Annotated in this window: 14 protein-coding genes, 1 tRNA gene and 2 pseudogenes; 9 read left to right on the top strand and 8 right to left on the bottom strand. The window is 71.9% G+C overall.

Annotation, left to right across the window (positions count from 1 at the left end):
• Window positions 1-112, top strand: a pseudogene (locus VMF51_RS25940) (IS30 family transposase); the annotation flags it as partial.
• A 105-nt stretch (window positions 113-217) separates the two neighbouring features.
• Here the strand turns inward: VMF51_RS25940 and VMF51_RS25945 are convergent.
• Window positions 218-538, bottom strand: a pseudogene (locus VMF51_RS25945) (NYN domain-containing protein); the annotation flags it as partial.
• 90 nt (window positions 539-628) lie between these two features.
• Between VMF51_RS25945 and VMF51_RS16485 the strand changes: the two are divergent.
• Window positions 629-1,351 (top strand): hypothetical protein, encoded by a 723-nt coding sequence (locus VMF51_RS16485; RefSeq protein WP_325475543.1) that lies wholly within the window; start codon window positions 629-631, stop codon window positions 1,349-1,351.
• A 22-nt stretch (window positions 1,352-1,373) separates the two neighbouring features.
• Here VMF51_RS16485 and VMF51_RS16490 read toward each other — a convergent pair whose 3' ends face one another.
• From VMF51_RS16490 to VMF51_RS16505, 4 genes are read right to left on the bottom strand one after another with little or no spacing between them, the layout of a single operon-like run.
• Window positions 1,374-2,084: an ABC transporter ATP-binding protein gene (locus VMF51_RS16490; RefSeq protein WP_325475544.1), complete on the bottom strand. Its 711-nt coding sequence runs from the start codon at window positions 2,082-2,084 to the stop codon at window positions 1,374-1,376.
• Between the two features lie 19 nt (window positions 2,085-2,103).
• Window positions 2,104-3,798: a branched-chain amino acid ABC transporter ATP-binding protein/permease gene (locus tag VMF51_RS16495; protein WP_325475545.1), complete on the bottom strand. Its 1,695-nt coding sequence runs from the start codon at window positions 3,796-3,798 to the stop codon at window positions 2,104-2,106.
• A 1-nt stretch (window position 3,799) separates the two neighbouring features.
• Window positions 3,800-4,738 carry a branched-chain amino acid ABC transporter permease gene (locus VMF51_RS16500; RefSeq protein WP_325475546.1) on the bottom strand — a complete coding sequence of 313 codons (939 nt, stop codon included), beginning with the start codon at window positions 4,736-4,738 and terminating at the stop codon, window positions 3,800-3,802.
• 3 nt (window positions 4,739-4,741) lie between these two features.
• A complete protein-coding gene (locus VMF51_RS16505; protein ID WP_325475547.1) occupies window positions 4,742-6,061 on the bottom strand; it encodes an ABC transporter substrate-binding protein in 1,320 nt (439 codons plus the stop codon).
• Between the two features lie 185 nt (window positions 6,062-6,246).
• Here VMF51_RS16505 and VMF51_RS16510 point away from each other — a divergent pair, with 185 nt between their 5' ends.
• The 4 genes from VMF51_RS16510 to VMF51_RS16525 all read left to right on the top strand — a co-directional run bounded on the left by VMF51_RS16510 (window position 6,247) and on the right by VMF51_RS16525 (window position 10,027).
• On the top strand, window positions 6,247-6,888 hold the full coding sequence (locus tag VMF51_RS16510) for a helix-turn-helix domain-containing protein (protein WP_325475548.1): 642 nt from the start codon (window positions 6,247-6,249) through the stop codon (window positions 6,886-6,888).
• Window positions 6,885-7,520: a TetR/AcrR family transcriptional regulator gene (locus VMF51_RS16515; protein WP_325475549.1), complete on the top strand. Its 636-nt coding sequence runs from the start codon at window positions 6,885-6,887 to the stop codon at window positions 7,518-7,520. The genes VMF51_RS16510 and VMF51_RS16515 overlap by 4 nt, the downstream gene beginning before the upstream one ends.
• A gap of 82 nt (window positions 7,521-7,602) precedes the next feature.
• A complete protein-coding gene (locus VMF51_RS16520; RefSeq protein WP_325475550.1) occupies window positions 7,603-8,796 on the top strand; it encodes a flavin reductase in 1,194 nt (397 codons plus the stop codon).
• Window positions 8,797-8,872: 76 nt separating this feature from the next.
• Window positions 8,873-10,027, top strand: coding sequence for a thiolase family protein (locus tag VMF51_RS16525; RefSeq protein ID WP_325475551.1), 1,155 nt, complete (start codon window positions 8,873-8,875; stop codon window positions 10,025-10,027).
• Window position 10,028: 1 nt separating this feature from the next.
• Here the strand turns inward: VMF51_RS16525 and VMF51_RS16530 are convergent, their stop codons facing one another.
• A complete protein-coding gene (locus VMF51_RS16530; protein WP_325475552.1) occupies window positions 10,029-12,308 on the bottom strand; it encodes a sulfatase-like hydrolase/transferase in 2,280 nt (759 codons plus the stop codon).
• Between the two features lie 131 nt (window positions 12,309-12,439).
• Here VMF51_RS16530 and VMF51_RS16535 point away from each other — a divergent pair, with 131 nt between their 5' ends.
• Window positions 12,440-13,468 (top strand): formylglycine-generating enzyme family protein, encoded by a 1,029-nt coding sequence (locus VMF51_RS16535; RefSeq protein WP_325475553.1) that lies wholly within the window; start codon window positions 12,440-12,442, stop codon window positions 13,466-13,468.
• Between the two features lie 12 nt (window positions 13,469-13,480).
• On the opposite strand, the gene VMF51_RS16540 is transcribed toward VMF51_RS16535, so the two are convergent.
• Window positions 13,481-14,374, bottom strand: a complete 894-nt coding sequence (locus tag VMF51_RS16540) for a DUF4437 domain-containing protein (protein ID WP_325475554.1) — start codon at window positions 14,372-14,374, stop codon at window positions 13,481-13,483.
• A gap of 91 nt (window positions 14,375-14,465) precedes the next feature.
• Here VMF51_RS16540 and VMF51_RS16545 point away from each other — a divergent pair, with 91 nt between their 5' ends.
• Together VMF51_RS16545 and VMF51_RS16550 are read left to right on the top strand one after the other, a co-directional pair.
• Window positions 14,466-15,023: a TetR/AcrR family transcriptional regulator gene (locus VMF51_RS16545; protein WP_325475555.1), complete on the top strand. Its 558-nt coding sequence runs from the start codon at window positions 14,466-14,468 to the stop codon at window positions 15,021-15,023.
• A complete protein-coding gene (locus VMF51_RS16550) occupies window positions 15,020-15,763 on the top strand; it encodes a hypothetical protein (protein ID WP_325475556.1) in 744 nt (247 codons plus the stop codon). The genes VMF51_RS16545 and VMF51_RS16550 overlap by 4 nt, the downstream gene beginning before the upstream one ends.
• Window positions 15,764-15,769: 6 nt before the next feature.
• Here the strand turns inward: VMF51_RS16550 and VMF51_RS16555 are convergent.
• Window positions 15,770-15,845: transfer RNA gene (locus tag VMF51_RS16555), tRNA-Arg, on the bottom strand.
• Window positions 15,846-15,914 lie beyond the last annotated feature (69 nt).

Raw genomic sequence — 15,914 nt, forward strand, 5'->3', positions numbered from 1 at the left:
GGACCTCGAACGCATCGCCGCGACCCTCAACAAGCGACCCCGCCCTACCCTGGGACTCAAGACCCCAGCCCAAGCGCTGGCCGAGCTCCTGTCGAACCCGACAGCAGCATGAACGTTGCTTCCACCGGTTGACCCCGCCCTCATCCGCCAGCTGAGCGGAGGCATCGCTGGCGCCGTAGCCCACCACGCCGACATCCTTTCGCCTGAGATAGCTGGCGATCGAGGTGAAGTCACCGTCGTTGCTGACCAACGCGACCCACCTGGTCGGGGCGAGGTGGTGCGTGTCGACGACGTCGACGGCGATCGCGATGTCCGTGCCGTTGCTGAGGCCAGCGTGCGGGTTCACCTGCACGAGGTCAGCCCCCAGGCCCCACAAGGACGCCATCAACCGGTTGTTGCCCGGATTCGTCCAGTCCTTGTACGCGCGCACCTGAACGTCATCGTGCCTGGCACGCACGTCGCGGATCGCGAGCTCCATGAGCCAGAACGGGACACCGTCCCCGTCGATATACATGGCGCAGCCACCGTCTTCGACCATAAGTGCACGATGCACGAAGCCACGGACAGTTCCTCCTGGTCCGGTCCAGACCGGGCCACCGCGGCGCGGGCGCCGCAGTACGTTGCGCGGATGACCGACGTGACGTCCTCACGAGTGGTTCTGGAGCCCGCGGTGCGCACCCTCGCCGCGGCCACCGCCGCGGGCGCCCTGTGCGGGGTCCTCGTCGGCGGCGTGGGCGGCCGGATCGCGATGAGCGTCCTGGCGGGGCTGAACCCCGAGGACGCGGGGGTCATCTCCGACGACGGCTTCGAGATGGGCCGCGTGACGTTCGGCGGTACGGCGCAGCTCCTGCTCTCCACCTGCCAGTTCGGGCTGGTCGGTGCGCTCATCTACCTCGGGCTGCGGCACCTCGCGATCGGACCGCGGTGGGTGCGCATCGCCAGCCTCACGGCAGGCGGGACCGTCGTCTTCGGGGCGCTGATCGTCCACGACGGCGTCGACTTCACCCTGCTCGAACCGTCGTGGCTGCCGATCGCACTCTTCCTGGCGATCCCAGCCCTCTACATTCCGGCGGTCGCACTGCTCACCGAGCGCTGGGAGCGCCCCGGCAGCTGGTTCGCGACCGCCGACGTGCGTCGGGTCTGCGCCGTGCTGATCCTCTGGCTCGCGACCGGGGTGCTGCTGCCGGTCGTGGCGCTGCTGCTCGGCGCCGCCCTGCTCGTCCGCCTGGTCGTCGGGCGGCTGTCGCCGGGGTCCCGGTCCGTCGCCGCCTGGGCGGCGCGGGGCGTCCTGGGTGTCGTCGGCGTGGTCGCGCTGCTGGACCTCGTCGCCGACCTCGGCACCTACGCCTGACGGCCGCCCGGGGAGGGCCGATTCAGAAAAGGTCCCAGTAGTCCGCCCGCTGGCGCATCAGCTCGGCGCTCTCCTCCAGGATCATCGAGCCCGAGCGCAGCACGTAGGCGCGGTCGGCGATCTGCAGTGCCTGCTTGACGTTCTGCTCCAGCAGCAGGATGCCGAGCCGCTCGGTGTCGGCGAGCTCACGCAGCCGCCCGAAGATCGTCTCCACCACCGACGGCGCGAGTCCCAGCGAGGGCTCGTCTAGCAGCAGCAGGCGCGGGCGCGCCATCAGCGCCATGGCGAGGCTGACCATCCGCTGCTGGCCGCCGGAGAACGACCCGGCGAGCTGGCCCGCCCGCTCCTGCAGGATCGGGAACAGCTGCTGGACCGTCGCCAGCCGCTCCTCGCGGTCCGAGCCCGCGGGGGCGTTGGCGGCGCCGAGCATCAGGTTGTCGTGGACGCTCAGGTCCGGGAAGACGAACCGCTCCGACGGGATCAGCGCGGTGCCCGCGGCGACGATCCGTCGTACCGGGTCGCGGGTGGTGTCCCGGCCGCCGATCGCGATGGACCCACCCCGCGGGCGTACGGCGCCGAGCACGCTGCGGATCGCGGTCGTCTTGCCGGCGCCGTTGTGGCCCATCAGGGTCACAATCTCGCCCGCCTCGACGCGCAGGTCGATCCCGTGCAGCACCTGCTTGCGGCCGTGGCCGGCCACCAGGCCGGTCACCTCCAGGAGGGTCTCGGTCATCGTCGCGTCCTCTCGAACATCACTGGGCACCGAAGTACGCCTCCGCGAGCCGGGCCGAGCTGGTCAGCTCGTCGACGGTGCCGGCGGCGGTGATCTCGCCGAGCTCCATGAAGTAGGTGTGGTCGGCCAGCTCGCGCACCACCTCAAGGTTGTGCTCGACCAGGCAGATGGTGCGGCCCGCGGCCCGGGTGTCGGCGACCAGCGAGACCATCCGGTCCAGCCACATCGAGTCGACGCCGGACGCCGGCTCGTCCAGCAGCAGTACGTCGGCCTGCGTGGCCAGCGTGCGCGCGATGTTCACCATCTTGGTCTGGCCGTACGACAAGGCGTCGACGGGCGTGTTCGCCTCGCCGGCCATCCCGACGAACGCCAGCCACTCCATCGCCTGCTCGGCCACGGCGCGGTCGGCCTGGGCGATGCCCCGGCCCGGCCGGAACAGGGCGTCGAGCCGCTCGCCCTCCTGGTGCGGTACGGCGAGCATGACGTTCTCCAGGCAGGTGAGCCGGTTGAGCAGCCGGACGTCCTGGAAGGTCCGCACCAGCCCGGCAGAGACGATCCGGTCCGGACGCAGCCCGACCAGCTCGCGGCCGTTCAGCGTGACGCTGCCGGTGTCGGGCACCGCCACCCCGGTGAGCAGGTTGAAGGCGGTCGTCTTGCCGGCGCCGTTCGGGCCGACGAGCGCGGTGATGGTGCCGCGGCGCAGCTCGAGGCTGATGTCCTTCGCGGCGACGATCCCGCCGTACCGCTTGGAGAGGTGCTCGGCGCGCAGCACCACCTCGGCCGCGTCGTACGCCGCCGGCTCCCGGGGGGTCGTGCGTGCGGGGACGACCGGGTCGACGTCCGGGACCTCCACGTGCCGGAACCGTTCGGCCAGCAGGCCCTGCGGCCGCAGGATCATCACCAGCACCAGGAGCGCGCCGTACAGCACCAGCTGCACGAGCGCCGCGTCGGTGCTGGCGACGCCGAGGCCGACCCGCAGCGCGGGCTCGATCATGGTGAGCGCGACGCCCGCCAGCACGGAGCCGAACAGGTTGGCGTTGCCGCCGACGATCACCATCGCGAAGACCGTCATGGCCAGCGGGAAGCTGAACGCGGACGGCGTGGCCTGGCCGAGCCAGCCGGAGTAGACGCCGCCGACGAGCCCGGCGAGGCCGGAGGTGATGGCGAAGATCCCGACCTTGTAGGCGAAGGCGTTCTTGCCCAGCGCCTGGGTCACGACGACGTCCTCGCGGACCCCCTTCAGCACCCGGCCGTACGGCGACTCGCCGATCCGGTGGCAGATCGCGAAGACCAGCACGAGGGTGACCGCGCAGGGGACCAGCCAGTCGCGCGGACCGTCGAGCTCGAAGCCGAACAGGCTCAGCCCGGAGATGCCGGTGATGCCCATGATCCCGCCGAGCGACTCGAAGGTCGCGAAGACGCCGATGAGCGCCAGCGAGAAGGCCATCGTCATCAGGATCAGGAACTCCTCGGGCAGGCCGAGGGCGATCAGTCCGATGAGCGTGCCGACGGCGGCGGCGAACAGCACGGCCGCCACCAGCGCGAGGAGGAAGGGCCACTCGTGCTTGCCCGCGAGCGAGGCGATCGTGTAGCCCCCGATGCCCGCGAACGCGGCGTGCGCGACCGAGACCTGGCCGGCGTAGCCGACCAGGAGGTTGACCGAGACGGCGAGCGCCGCCATGAGCAGGGCCTGGTCGAGGTAGTTGACCCACATGTCAGGCCTCCTTCACCTGGGGCTGGACGAGGGGGCGGCGCAGGGTCACCTTCGGCCAGCGGCTCCGCCCGGCCAGCACCGCGAGGTAGACGGCCAGGACGACGAAGACCGTCGTCTGGGTCCACTGCAGCGACAGCCAGATCGAGGCGTACTGCTCGAGCAGGCCGACCGCGAGGCCGACCGGCAGGGCACGCAGCGGCGAGGACCGGGTGCCCGCGAGGAAGGCGACCACGAAGCCGTAGATGACGATCGAGTCGCCCATCGTGGGGGAGACGGTGTTGATCAGGCCGTACCAGAGCGCGCACGCGCCCGAGATCAGGCCGGCGACGGCGAAGCAGGCCAGGTTGACCCGGCGGATGCTGATGCCGAGCGTGCCGGCGAGGACCGGGTTGGACCGGACGGCCTTGATCGAGCGGCCGAGGCCGGTGCGGGCCAGCAGCAGCGCCAGGCCGACGACCAGGGCGAGGGCGGTGGCCGCCTCGTAGAGCGCGAAGTCGGAGGTCAGCACGTCGCCGACCTGGTGGTACGTCGGTGTCGCGCTCGGGTCGTAGAAGGGAAGGCTGCCGGTGCCCATGAGCAGCTGCAGCAGGGCGACGCCGGCGGTGCTGATGCCGATGGAGGTCACCAGCACCGCCAGCATGGCCCGGTCGCCGGCCCGAGCCGCGACCGGGGCGTAGATGCCAGCCTCCAGGACGACCGACAGGACGACGGCGGCCAGCAGGCCGAGGCCGAGCGCCGGCCAGAACGGCACGCCGAGGGAGTCGAACGCCCCGTACGCGGCGTACGGCGCGACGGTGTAGGTCAGCGCGTAGGCGAAGTGGAACCGTGTCGTCACGCCGATGACCAGGGCCAGGCCGGCGCCGAGCGCGGCGTACAGCAGGCCGCGGATCGCGCCGTCGAGGCTGAGCTGCAGCAGCTCGGCGTCCAGGAGGCTCTGCATGGGTCAGTCGACGAGCTGGAAGTCGGCGCCGCCGACGTCGTACGTCGCCAGCGTGGTGACCTTGCCGGCCTTGTACTCGTAGACGCCCATCGGGCGGCGGGCGACGCTGTGCGTCTCGGGGTCGATCTCCAGCGTGCCCGGGGTGGACTCGTCGCCGCCGTACACGGACGGGAAGACGGGGTTGGCCTCGAGCGCCGCCTTCAGCTGCGCGCTGTCGTCCGGGTCGCCGCCGTCGGCGACGACCTCGCGGATCAGCTGCCAGAACGCGAAGACCTCCTCGTAGGCGTTGGCCGCGTAGAAGTCGGGCTTCGCGCCGTACGCCTTCTCGTAGGCGCCGACGAAGAGGTCGGCCAGCGGGTTGCCCGGGTTCTCGGCGTCGAAGTAGTCCATCGAGAACTTCAGGCCGTCCTTGTCGAGCACGCCCTTCGAGGCGGTGACCGCCTCCGGGGTGAACTCGATCGCGAGCAGCTCGGACTCGATGCCGGCGGCCTTCGCGGCGGCGGCGAACGCGCCGGGCGCGGCCCCGCCGAACGCGACGTACAGGACGTCGGGCTCGTTCTTCTTGACGTTGGCGATCAGCGAGCTGAAGTCGGTCTCCGCGGGGGAGACGGTCTCCCACAGCCCGTTGAACTCCAGGCCGCCCGCCTCGATCTTGGCCTTCACGTCGGCGCGGATCGGCTCGTTCAGCGGGCCGAGGTCGACGCCGGCGAGGCCGACGGTCTCGGCGTCGGGGAGCGCCTCCTTCACCCACTGCATCGCGCCGGGTACGGCGTCGGCGGGGGCGACCTCGCGGGTGCCGTAGAAGTACTCGGTGCCCCGGGTGAAGACCTGGGCCCCGCCCTGGCCGTCGAGGGTGAGGATCCGGTACTTGTCGGTGTCGGCGAGCATCGCGCCGAGGCCGTCGCCCATCGTCGTGATCTTGGCCGGGACGCCCTCGGCGCCGAGCTCCTCGATCGCCTGCTTGGCCTTGACCGGGTCGGGCGCGCCGATGTCCTTGACGCTCACCTCGATGCTCGGGCCGCCCGCGGCCTTGATCTGCTCGACGGCGAGGTCGATGGCGTTCTGCATCGCCTTGCTGTTCCCGGCGGTCGGACCGGAGAGCGTGAGCGTGGCGCCGAGGTCCCAGGTGAGGTCGCCGCCGAGGTCGGCGGTGTCCTCCAGACCGAGGATGCCGACCAGGTCGGCGGCCTGGTCCTTGGCGTCCTCGGCGGAGACGCCCTCGTCGTCGGACCCGCAGGCCGACAGGGCGAGCGCGAGCGAGGTCGCGGCGACGAGGGGCGCGACCAGCCGCCGGCGGCGGTGGGTGGTGCGGTGGATCGACATGGTGAACTCCCTTGGCACCGGCTGGCCGGTGATCTTTGACAGGAAACGCGCAAGACCCGAGGATCCGTATCGATCACTACGGTGACTGGAATGATCGCTACAGAGACGCGAGGGGACCGTATCCACGGTGTGACGCCACACACAAGGGTTTCGCGACAAAATGTCCGAGACGAGGAAGGGAATCGATGCCCCGAAAGACGACGCGACGCCACCAGCAGGGGGACGAGTCGCGCCTGCGGATCCTGGAGTCCACGCTCGCGATCGCCGCGGAGCGGGGATACGACGGCACCTCGATCGCGCTGGTGACCGAGGCGACCGGACTGCCCGCGAGCTCGATCTACTGGCATTTCCGCAACAAGGACGAGCTGCTCGCCTCGACCCTGGAGTTCAGCTACCGGCAGTGGCGCGACGCCGCGCCCACCTGGGCGGACCGGCTCGACTTCGCCGACCCCGCCGAGGAGGTCCGCGACCGCCTGCACCGCGCCTCCCGGGCGATCACCGAGGGGCCGGAGTTCTGGCGGCTCGGCCTGATGCTCGGCCTGGAGAACCGGCCCAAGGAGCCGGCCGCGCGCAGCCGCTACCTCCAGGTCCGCGAGGACACCCGGGTCGCGATCCACGACTGGTGGGCGCAGGTGCTGCCCGCGGGCGACGAGGAGCGGCGCTCGGTGGTCGCCGACCGGATGGCGCGCTTCCAGCTCGTGGTGATGGACGGGCTGTACGTCGGCGTGCACGCCGACCAGGGCTGGCACCTCGACCGTCTCGTCGATCTGGTCGCGGACGGGATGTACGCGCAGGCGCTGACCTGGATGCGGCAGGTGGCGGCGTGAACACCACGGCGAGCGAGTCCGCCGCGCTGCCCGGCGAGGGCGACGCGTCGCGGCTGCGGATCCTGAAGGCGGCCGCCGAGATCGCCGCGGAGTGCGGCTACGAGGGCACCACGATCTCCAAGGTCACCAAGCGCTCCGGTCTGCCGGCGAGCTCGGTCTACTGGTTCTTCCGTGACAAGGACGACCTGATCGCCGAGGTGCTGCGGCACAGCTTCGAGCAGTGGATCTCGCGCCAGCCGCTGTGGCAGCGGCCCGAGCGGGGCGACCAGCCGCTGACCGACGTGCTGCGCGCGATCCTGACCCGCTCGGTCTCGAGCCTGCCCGAGGCGCCGGACTTCCTGCGGATCGGGCACATGCTGCTGCTGGAGACCCGCGAGGTCGAGCCCGAGGCGCGCCAGTACTTCCTCAACGTCCGGGCCGACGTGACCGCCACGATCGCGGCCTGGTTCGCGGCGTACCTCGACGTCGAGCTGCGGGTACGCCGTCCCGAGCTCGCCCTCGACCTGGCGCGCACGGTCGTCGCGGTCACCGACGGGCTCTTCTTCGCTGCGCAGATGTACGACGGGTGGAGTGCGGAGGAGGCCATCGACATCCTCGTCGCCATCGTGGAGGCGGCGCTGGCGGAGGGCTGAGCGTCCGAACCGACCGTGGCGCTTGTCACGGACCGGGCGCGCGTGGCAATCTCTGTAGTGATCACTCCAGAGAGGAGCGGAGATGACCATCACCGCCACCAGCACGACCGGCTCGTCCACCGTCGACCCGGCCCGGTTCCGCCAGGTGCTCGGCCAGTACCCGACCGGCGTCGTGGTCGTGACCGCGCTGGACGCGACCGGGACGGCGATCGGGATGACCGTCGGCTCCTTCACGTCGGTCTCGCTCGACCCGCCGCTCGTGGCCTTCCTGCCGGACAAGAACTCCAGCTCCTGGCGCGCGCTACGCGAGTCCGGTGACCGCTTCTGCGTCAACGTCCTGGACGCCGACCAGGAGGACGTCTGCCGCGCGATCGCGACCCGCAAGACCGACAAGTTCGCCGGGATCGACTGGCACCCCTCGCCGGGCGGCAACCCGGTCGTCGACGGCGCCGTCGCCTGGATCGACTGCGTCGCCGAGCAGGTCCACGACGCCGGGGACCACCAGATCGTGGTCGGCCGGGTGCTCGACCTCGACCTCGGGGACGGCGACTCGCCGCTGCTGTTCTTCCGCGGTGGCTACGGCTCCTTCATGCCGCACTCGCTCGCGGCCTCCGACGCCGACCTGCTCGACCAGCTCCGCCTCGTCGACCTCGCGCGCCCGCACCTGGAGGAACTGGCCGACCGGTTCGGCACCGAGGTGACCGCGATCGCCCTGGTCCGCGACGAGCTGGTCCTCGCCGCGGCGGCGGGACACACGGAGATCGCGACCGGACCCACCCGGGTCGGCCAGCGGCTGCCCTTCGCCGCTCCGCTCGGCAGCTGCTACGCGGCGTACGGCGACGACGCGCTGCGGGAGCGCTGGCTCGCCAGCATCGCCGGCCACCTCACCGAGCAGCAGCTGGAGCGGCTGCGCGGCGTACCGGACATGGTCCGCGAGCGGGGGTACGCCATCGCGCTGGGCCACTCGGAGACCAGCAACCTGGAGCGGATCTCGACCCTCGTGCACGAGCGCGATCCGGGCGTCTCGGCCGAGACCCTGCGCGAGGCGATGGCGCGGGTCACCGACGGCTACAACCCGTCCACGCCGCTCGCCGACCTGGTCGAGCTGCGCTCGCTCAGCGCGCCCGTGTTCGGCCGGGACGGACGCGTCGCGCTCACGCTCACGCTGTGGGGTCCGCAGGCGCCCGTGGACGTGGCGGCGGTGGCGGAGTACGTCGGCGCACTGCTCGACACCGCCGCGGCGGCGACCGCGGCGATCGGCGGCGTACGGCCCTGACCCGGGCGGGACGGTGGTGTCCCGCTGGTGCGACGCCCGCTTGCGGGGCTCCGCCGGGCGGTCCTAGCGTCCGCCCGTGATCGACGCCGTCATCGTCTCCGCCGCCCGTACGCCCATCGGCCGCGCCCGCAAGGGCTCGCTCGCCGCCGTCGACGCCTTCGAGCTCGGGGAGGTCGCGGTCGGGGCCGCGCTCGACCGGGCGGGGGTGCCCGCGGAGCTGGTCGACGACCTGGTCCTCGCGGAGAGCTACCAGGGCGGGGGAGTGATCGCCCGCAACGTCGCCGTACGCCTCGGCCTCGAGCAGGTCCCCGGCGTCGCGACCAACCGGCACTGCGCCTCGGGGCTGTCCGCCGTCGCGATGGCGGCGGCCTCGGTGCGGGCCGGCATGGACCGGATGGTCCTCGCCGGCGGCACGGAGAGCATGAGCACCCAGCCGACCTCCACCAAGCCCGGCCCGGACGGTACGCCGGCGTGGTGGATGTCCGAGCCGAACCCGGGCACGCCCGACGCGCCGGCCTTCGACATGCCGCTCACCGTGGGGGAGAACACCGCGCGGCACGCGGGGCTGACCCGGCGAGACGTCGACGAGTGGGCGGCGTACAGCCAGGCGCGCGCGATCGAGTCCATCGACCACGGCTGGTTCGAGGCCGAGACCGTGCCGGTGGAGCTGCCGCACGGCAAGCTCGCCGTCGACGAGCACCCCCGCCGGGGCACGACCGTCGAGTCCCTCGCCGGGCTGCCGCTGCTGCGGCCCGACGTGCCCGGCGCCACCGTCACCGCCGGCAACTCCGCCGGCCTCAACGACGCGGCGGCCGCCGTGGGCATCGCGAGCGACGACTTCGCCGCGGCTCACGGCCTGACGCCGCTGGCTCGGATCCGCTCCTGGTCGGCCGTCGGCGTACCCCCGGCCCTCACCGGGACCGGCCCGATCCACGCGATCCCGAAGGCGCTCGACCGCGCGGGCCTGACGCTCGGCGACGTCGACCTGTTCGAGATCAACGAGGCCTTCTGCTCGGTGCCGGTCGCCGCCGTGCGCGCGCTGGGCATCGACCCCGGCATCGTCAACGTCAACGGCAGCGGTGCCAGCCTCGGGCACCCCATCGCCGCCACCGGCGCACGGATGCTGGTGACCATGGTCCACGAGCTGCGCCGTCGCGATGCGAGCGTCGGCTGCGTCTCGATGTGCGCCGGCGGCGGGATGGGTGCCGCGCTGGTCGTCGAGCTCGTCTGAGCTAGCGGCGGGCCACCTTCGCGGTCCTGGCCGACGTGCCGGAGACCGTGGTGTGCCCGGCCTTCGTCACGACGACGGTGAGGCGCACGCGCTTGCCCGCGTGGGCGCGCTTGAGCGCCAGCGCCGGCTTGGCCGTGACCTTCACCTGGGAACCGAGCCGCCAGCGGTAGCTGACCTTCGCGCCCGGCGTCCACCCGGAGACGGCGGCCCGCAGGGTCCTGCCGACCCGCGCCCGCCCGGTGATCCGCACCGTGCCCGTCACCGCGGTCCGCAGGGTCGCCGCGGAGGTGGTGGTGGTCGCGCGGTGCCCGGCCTTGGTGCCGGTGACGGCCACGCTCAGGGCCTTGCCGACCGTGGAGCGCGGGACGGCGAGGGTGGCACCACGCGCGCCGGGGAGCGCGGCGCCGTCGGCGTACCACTGGTAGCCGAGGGTGGTGCCGCTCGGCCAGGTGCCGGGTACGGCGCTGACGGTGCGGCCGGCGATCGCCGCTCCGCTGACCGTGGGCGTCGGGGCGCCCGGGATGACCGGGTCCTCTCCCGGCTCCTCAGTGGGCTCGGCCTTCGGCAGGAAGAACGGGACCTGGTCGCCGGGCGCGATCGTGATGGTCTCGCGGAGGTGCTGCTTCACCTCGCCGTTCGCGTAGGTGTCGCCGGTGAAGTTCTCGATCACCCGGGGCTCCTGGCCGTCGCGCAGCGTCGCCAGCGGCGCGTTCGTCTCGTCGAGCCAGCCGATCAGCTTCTGGCCGAGCGCCAGGACGCGCTCGGGCTCCTGGGCCGCGAGGTCGGTGGTCTCGCCGATGTCCGCCGTGAGGTCGTAGAGCTCGAAGGAGCTGTCGGTGTACTGGTAGTACAGCTTCCAACGGCCCTCGCGGACGATGGCCCCCGGGGCCTGCGCGCCGACGTACCCGGGCAGCTGGTGGAAGTGCGCGCGGTCGATCGTGGTGCCCTGGCTGATCGCGGGCTTCAGGTCGACGCCGTCGAGGGGGAACGTCGTCGTCGGCAGCTTCGCCTGCGCGTACGACGCGAGCGTGGTGTAGAGGTCCGTGCTGTTCACGATCGTGTCGTTCGTGGTGCCGCCGCCGCGGACGAGCGCGGGGTTCTTGCTCCACACGATCCAGGGGACCCGGATGCCGCCCTCGAACAGCTGGCCCTTGTCGGCGCGCAGCGGGCCGTTGAAGGCGCCGGCGCTGACCGGGTCCTCCTCGCCGCCGTTGTCCGAGGTGAAGATGACCACCGTGTTCTCGGCGAGCGGCTTGCCGCCGTTGCGTGGGTCGGGCGTCTCCTCGAGGTAGTCGACGATCCGGGCGACCGACTGGTCCACGCCCTCGGTGAGGGCGCCGTACGACGGCTTCGCGGGGGCCTGGCCCGGCGCCTTGGCCTGGTACTTCGCCAGCAGGTCGGGTCGCGCCTGGCCGTCGTTGACCGGGAAGTGCGGGGCGAACTGGCTCACCCAGGCGAAGAACGGCTCGCCCTTGCTGCGGTCGATGAAGTCGAGCGTCGCGTCGGTCTGCGCGTCGGTCACGTGCTTGTCGGTGCCGACGAGGGCGTCAAGCTGCTGCTCGCTGACGCCGACGCTGTACGGCGCGATGTTCTCGTCGACGTACTCCTGGGTGTAGTCGGCGGCGAACTGGTCCAGCGCCGGTGCAACCGTGTTGTTGAACTGGCCGTCGGTGGCGAAGTACTCGGTGGCGTGCGAGTTCGGGCCACCGCCCCAGCTCTCGTCGTACCCGTGGTGGGTCACGATCTCCTCGATCGAGCCGGTGACGTGGAACTTGCCGGTGTAGCCGGTCGTGTAGCCGGCGTACTGCAGCGTCTCGCCGACCGTCGGGTAGTTCACCGGGATGGCGGTCCGGCCGTCCTCGGCGACCCGGCCCTGGGTGACGCCGCGCAGCGGGGCGCTGCTGGAGCCCCCGATGCCGCCCACGGCGTAGACGTTGTTGGTCGGCCGGACGGCGTACTGGCCGGTGTGCAGCGCCGTGCGCGTCGGGCTGCACTGGACCGAGGCGTACGCCTCGGTGAAGGACTGGCCCTCCTCGGCGAGCTGGTCGATCCGGGGGGTCTCGTTGTAGTCGTTGCCGTAGCCGCCGTTGGCCAGGTCGGTGCTCAGATCGGCCCAGCCGAGGTCGTCGGCCATGACGAAGATGAGGTTCGGGCGCGGCGCGTCGGCCGGCTCGGCGGCGCTCGCGGTGCCGGCCTGCACGGCACCGAGGACGGGGCTCGCGCTGGCCAGCGTGAGGACGGCCGGTACGGCGATCGCCCTGATGAGTTTCCGGGATGGCATCGAGGTTTCCTTCTCTGGGGGAGTGGTGTCCGGAAACTACAGTTACTAAAGCGACTTAACTAGAAATGATCACATGGTGGGCGGCGTGCCGTAGATCGCCTGAGTCCATGCGGATTCTGTAAATTTCCCGCATGACGACGAACGACGAGGGCGGGCGGCGACTGCTGCCGCTCCTCGGATCGGGGCACGAGCACGCCGGCTCCTGCTGCGCGCCTGCTGCTGCTCCGAAGGCGGAGGTGGCGGCCGTGCCGCCCGTCCCGCGCGGGACGCGCAGCACCCGCGGCCAGGTCCGGATCGCCGAGGGCACGTTCTGGATGGGCGACGGTCACGGCGACGGGTACGCCGCGGACGGCGAGGTGCCGGTGCACCGGGTCCGGCTGTCGCCGTACCTCATCGACGCGAAGTCCGTGACGAACGCCCAGTTCGCCGCCTTCGTGAAGGCGACCGGCTACGTCACCGATGCCGAGCGCGACGGCGTCTCGGCGGTCTTCCACCTGGCGGTCGACGCCGCCCCGGCGGACATCCTCCAGCGGGCGGACGGCGTGCCGTGGTGGCTGGCGGTGCGCGGCGCGGACTGGCGCCATCCGGCGGGGCCGCGCTCGGGCGTCGGCGACCTGCAGAACCACCCGGTCGTGCACGTGTCGTGGCGCGACGCCCAGGCGTACTGCCGCTGGGCCGGCAAGCGGCTGCCGACCGAGGCCGAGTGGGAGTACGCCGCCCGCGGTGGCCTCGACCGGGCGCGCTACCCCTGGGGCGACGAGCTCACCCACGGCGGGCGGTGGCGCTGCAACATCTGGCAGGGCGAGTTCCCGCGGCGCAACACCCTCGACGACGGCTACCTGACCACGGCGCCGGTGACCGCGTTCCAGCCCAACGGCTACGGCCTGCACAACGCCGTCGGCAACGTGTGGGAGTGGTGCCACGACGCGTTCCGCGCCACCGAGTACGCCGACCGGGCCGGCGACGACCCCGTCGCCGACCCGGTCGCGGCGGAGCCGTCCGAGGTGGACGACCCCCAGGTGCTGCGGGTGATGCGGGGCGGGTCGTACCTGTGCCACGACAGCTACTGCAACCGCTACCGCGTCGCGGCCCGCTCCTCCAACACCGCCGAGTCCTCCTCGGGCAACATCGGCTTCAGGTGTGCCAACGACGCTGCCTGAGGTGGGGCTCGCTCACTGGTAGGTCGGGTCCGCCCAGGGGCCGAGGCTGCGCGAGCGCACCGGCTGCACGGGCCGCGGCGCGGCGCTGTGCGGGAAGCCCTCGCCCCAGTTGGTCGGGGTGCCGTACATCTCGATGCCGGCGTCCTCGGTGTACCAGTCGACGAGGTCGCTGTCGGAGCGCAGGATCCAGGTGCAGCCGAGCTCGGGGTCGGCGGTGAAGTCGCCGTGCCGCACGAGCGGGGGCCGCCAGAAGTAGGTGCCCGGCCACATCTTGCCGAAGCTGTAGTCGAAGCCGCCCTCGAGGCAGTAGGCCTCCTCGCTGCAGGGGTGGTGCGCGAGCGGGTGCTCGACCCAGCCGGGCTTGGCCTTGATGAGCCGGGTGTAGAAGCCGGTCTTGGCGTCGCGGTGCAGCAGTTTGATGTAGAGGCCGGGCACCGGGGTGCCGCCGATGTCGAAGCGCATCGGACTGCCCTCGAGCACGTCGATCCAGGGCATGTCGCGGACCTGCAGCACGATCAGCTTCTGGTCCTCGCGCATCGTCGCCAGGCTCTCGTCGCCGGGCGTGAAGGTCCAGTCGCCGTACTCACGCCACAGCAGGACGACGGTGCCGTCCGCGACCTCGAGCTCCGGCGTCCAGACGCCGGCGGCGGCGTGCCAGTAGCCCTCCGGGCCGAGGACGGTGTCGCCGATGCGCACCTCGCCCTCGAGGACGTACCACTCGGTGTCGGCCACGTGGACGCCCGCCGGCCGGGACCAGTCGCTGGTGAAGTGGACCTTCAGCGAGGCCGAGCCGTCCTCCTCGTCGTAGCAGAGGTTGCGTTGCTTGGCGGTGCCGGTGGCGTGCTCGAACTCGGCGATGTGCCAGATCAGGTCACGCTCGTCGACGGTCTCGACGTGGGGGCGCATGGGGTCTCCTCGGGTGGTGGTTCGTCATCGACTTACCGATACAGGATGTATTGATATCACATTAGCGGTGCATGTTGTATCGTTATCTCTCGTGACCAGAACCGGACGGCCCGCGGGGCCGGCGAACGACACGACCGCGACGGTGCTCACCGCGGCGCTGGACGTGCTGCTGACCGAGGGCGCGGCCGCGCTGACGGCGCAGCGCCTGCACCAGGTGACGGGGGTCTCGCGATCGACGATCTACCGGCACTGGCCCACGCCGACGGACGTCCTGGCCGCGCTCATCGACGTCGCACCCAGCCCGCGCCGTACGCCCACGGGCGACCCGGTGCAGGACCTCCACGCGGAGGTCGACGCCCTGTGCAACCGGCTCCGGGACAAGCCGGTGGGGGCGTTCCTGCAGGCCCTCGCCGCGACTGCGGGGTCGGACCCCGCCGCGGCGGAGCTGCGGCAGCGCTACGTCGGGGACCTGCTGGCGCCGTTCCAGGCCGTCCTCCGCGACGCCGGCGTCTCGCGGACCGCGGCAGACGACACGGTTGCCGCGATCGTCTCCCCGCTGCTCGTCGACGCCCTGCTCCTCGACCGCCCGACGGCGCGTGCGCGAGCGCACCGCGCGGTCGACCTGCACCTCGCGGAGGTCGGCCGATGACGAACGTCGTGGGCACCCGGGCCGTGTTCGGGGTGATCGTCCCGAGCACCAACACCGTCGTCGAGCACGACTACTGGCGCGCCGGCGTCGAGGGTGTCGCCTTCCGCGCCGGCTCCATGCACATCGCGAACCCCACCATGGACGGTGACGCGGGCTTCGAGGCGCTGCTGCTGCAGATCCGGGCCTCGATCGACACCGCCGTGCGGGACGCGCTCACCGCGGAGCCCGACCGGCTGGTCATGGGCATGTCGGCCGAGACGTTCTGGGGCGGCGTGGAGGGCAACGCGGCGTTCGAGCGCCGGCTCCGCGAGCACACCGGACTGCCCGTCACGACCGGCGCGAGCTCCTGCCGCGCGGGGCTCGAGGCGCTCGGCGTACGCCGGATCTCGGTGTTCTCGCCGTACCAGCCGGTCGCCGACCGCGAGGTCGGCCGCTTCTTCACCGAGGCGGGCTTCGACGTCGCCGCGATCACCGGCCTGCGCTGCGCGACCGCGACCGACATCGCCCGCGTCGCGGAGCCGCGGCTGCGCGAGGTCGTCGCCGAGCTCGACGGCCCGGACGTGGAGGCGATCGTGCAAGTGGGCACGAACCTGTCCTTCGTCGGGCTCGCCGAGACCCTGGAGGCTGAGCTCGGCAAGCCGGTCGTCGCCATCAACTCCGCCACGCTGTGGCACGCGCTGCGCGAGCACGGGATCGACGACCGGGTCCCCGGTGCGGGAGTGCTGCTGCGCGATCACTGACGTCGGTGGTGCCCCAGGCAGGAGTCGAACCTGCGACCTTTCGCTTAGGAGGCGGCTGCTCTATCCGCTGAGCTACTGGGGCCGATCGCGCGGACATCCTGCCATGCCGCGGTTTTGACCTGGCCGCCGGTCGCACCCACCATTTGATGTG

This window comes from Nocardioides sp. (genome assembly GCF_035503875.1).
GTDB lineage: Bacteria > Actinomycetota > Actinomycetes > Propionibacteriales > Nocardioidaceae > Nocardioides.

Excerpts from the sequence above, each read along its gene's own strand:
- VMF51_RS16485 (WP_325475543.1), top strand. The coding sequence starts at position 629 with ATGACCGACGTGACGTCCTCACGAGTGGTTCTGGAGCCCGCGGTGCGC.
- VMF51_RS16490 (WP_325475544.1), bottom strand. The coding sequence starts at position 2,084 with ATGACCGAGACCCTCCTGGAGGTGACCGGCCTGGTGGCCGGCCACGGC.
- VMF51_RS16495 (WP_325475545.1), bottom strand. The coding sequence starts at position 3,798 with ATGTGGGTCAACTACCTCGACCAGGCCCTGCTCATGGCGGCGCTCGCC.
- VMF51_RS16500 (WP_325475546.1), bottom strand. The coding sequence starts at position 4,738 with ATGCAGAGCCTCCTGGACGCCGAGCTGCTGCAGCTCAGCCTCGACGGC.
- VMF51_RS16505 (WP_325475547.1), bottom strand. The coding sequence starts at position 6,061 with ATGTCGATCCACCGCACCACCCACCGCCGCCGGCGGCTGGTCGCGCCC.
- VMF51_RS16510 (WP_325475548.1), top strand. The coding sequence starts at position 6,247 with ATGCCCCGAAAGACGACGCGACGCCACCAGCAGGGGGACGAGTCGCGC.
- VMF51_RS16520 (WP_325475550.1), top strand. The coding sequence starts at position 7,603 with ATGACCATCACCGCCACCAGCACGACCGGCTCGTCCACCGTCGACCCG.
- VMF51_RS16530 (WP_325475552.1), bottom strand. The coding sequence starts at position 12,308 with ATGCCATCCCGGAAACTCATCAGGGCGATCGCCGTACCGGCCGTCCTC.
- VMF51_RS16535 (WP_325475553.1), top strand. The coding sequence starts at position 12,440 with ATGACGACGAACGACGAGGGCGGGCGGCGACTGCTGCCGCTCCTCGGA.
- VMF51_RS16540 (WP_325475554.1), bottom strand. The coding sequence starts at position 14,374 with ATGCGCCCCCACGTCGAGACCGTCGACGAGCGTGACCTGATCTGGCAC.
- VMF51_RS16550 (WP_325475556.1), top strand. The coding sequence starts at position 15,020 with ATGACGAACGTCGTGGGCACCCGGGCCGTGTTCGGGGTGATCGTCCCG.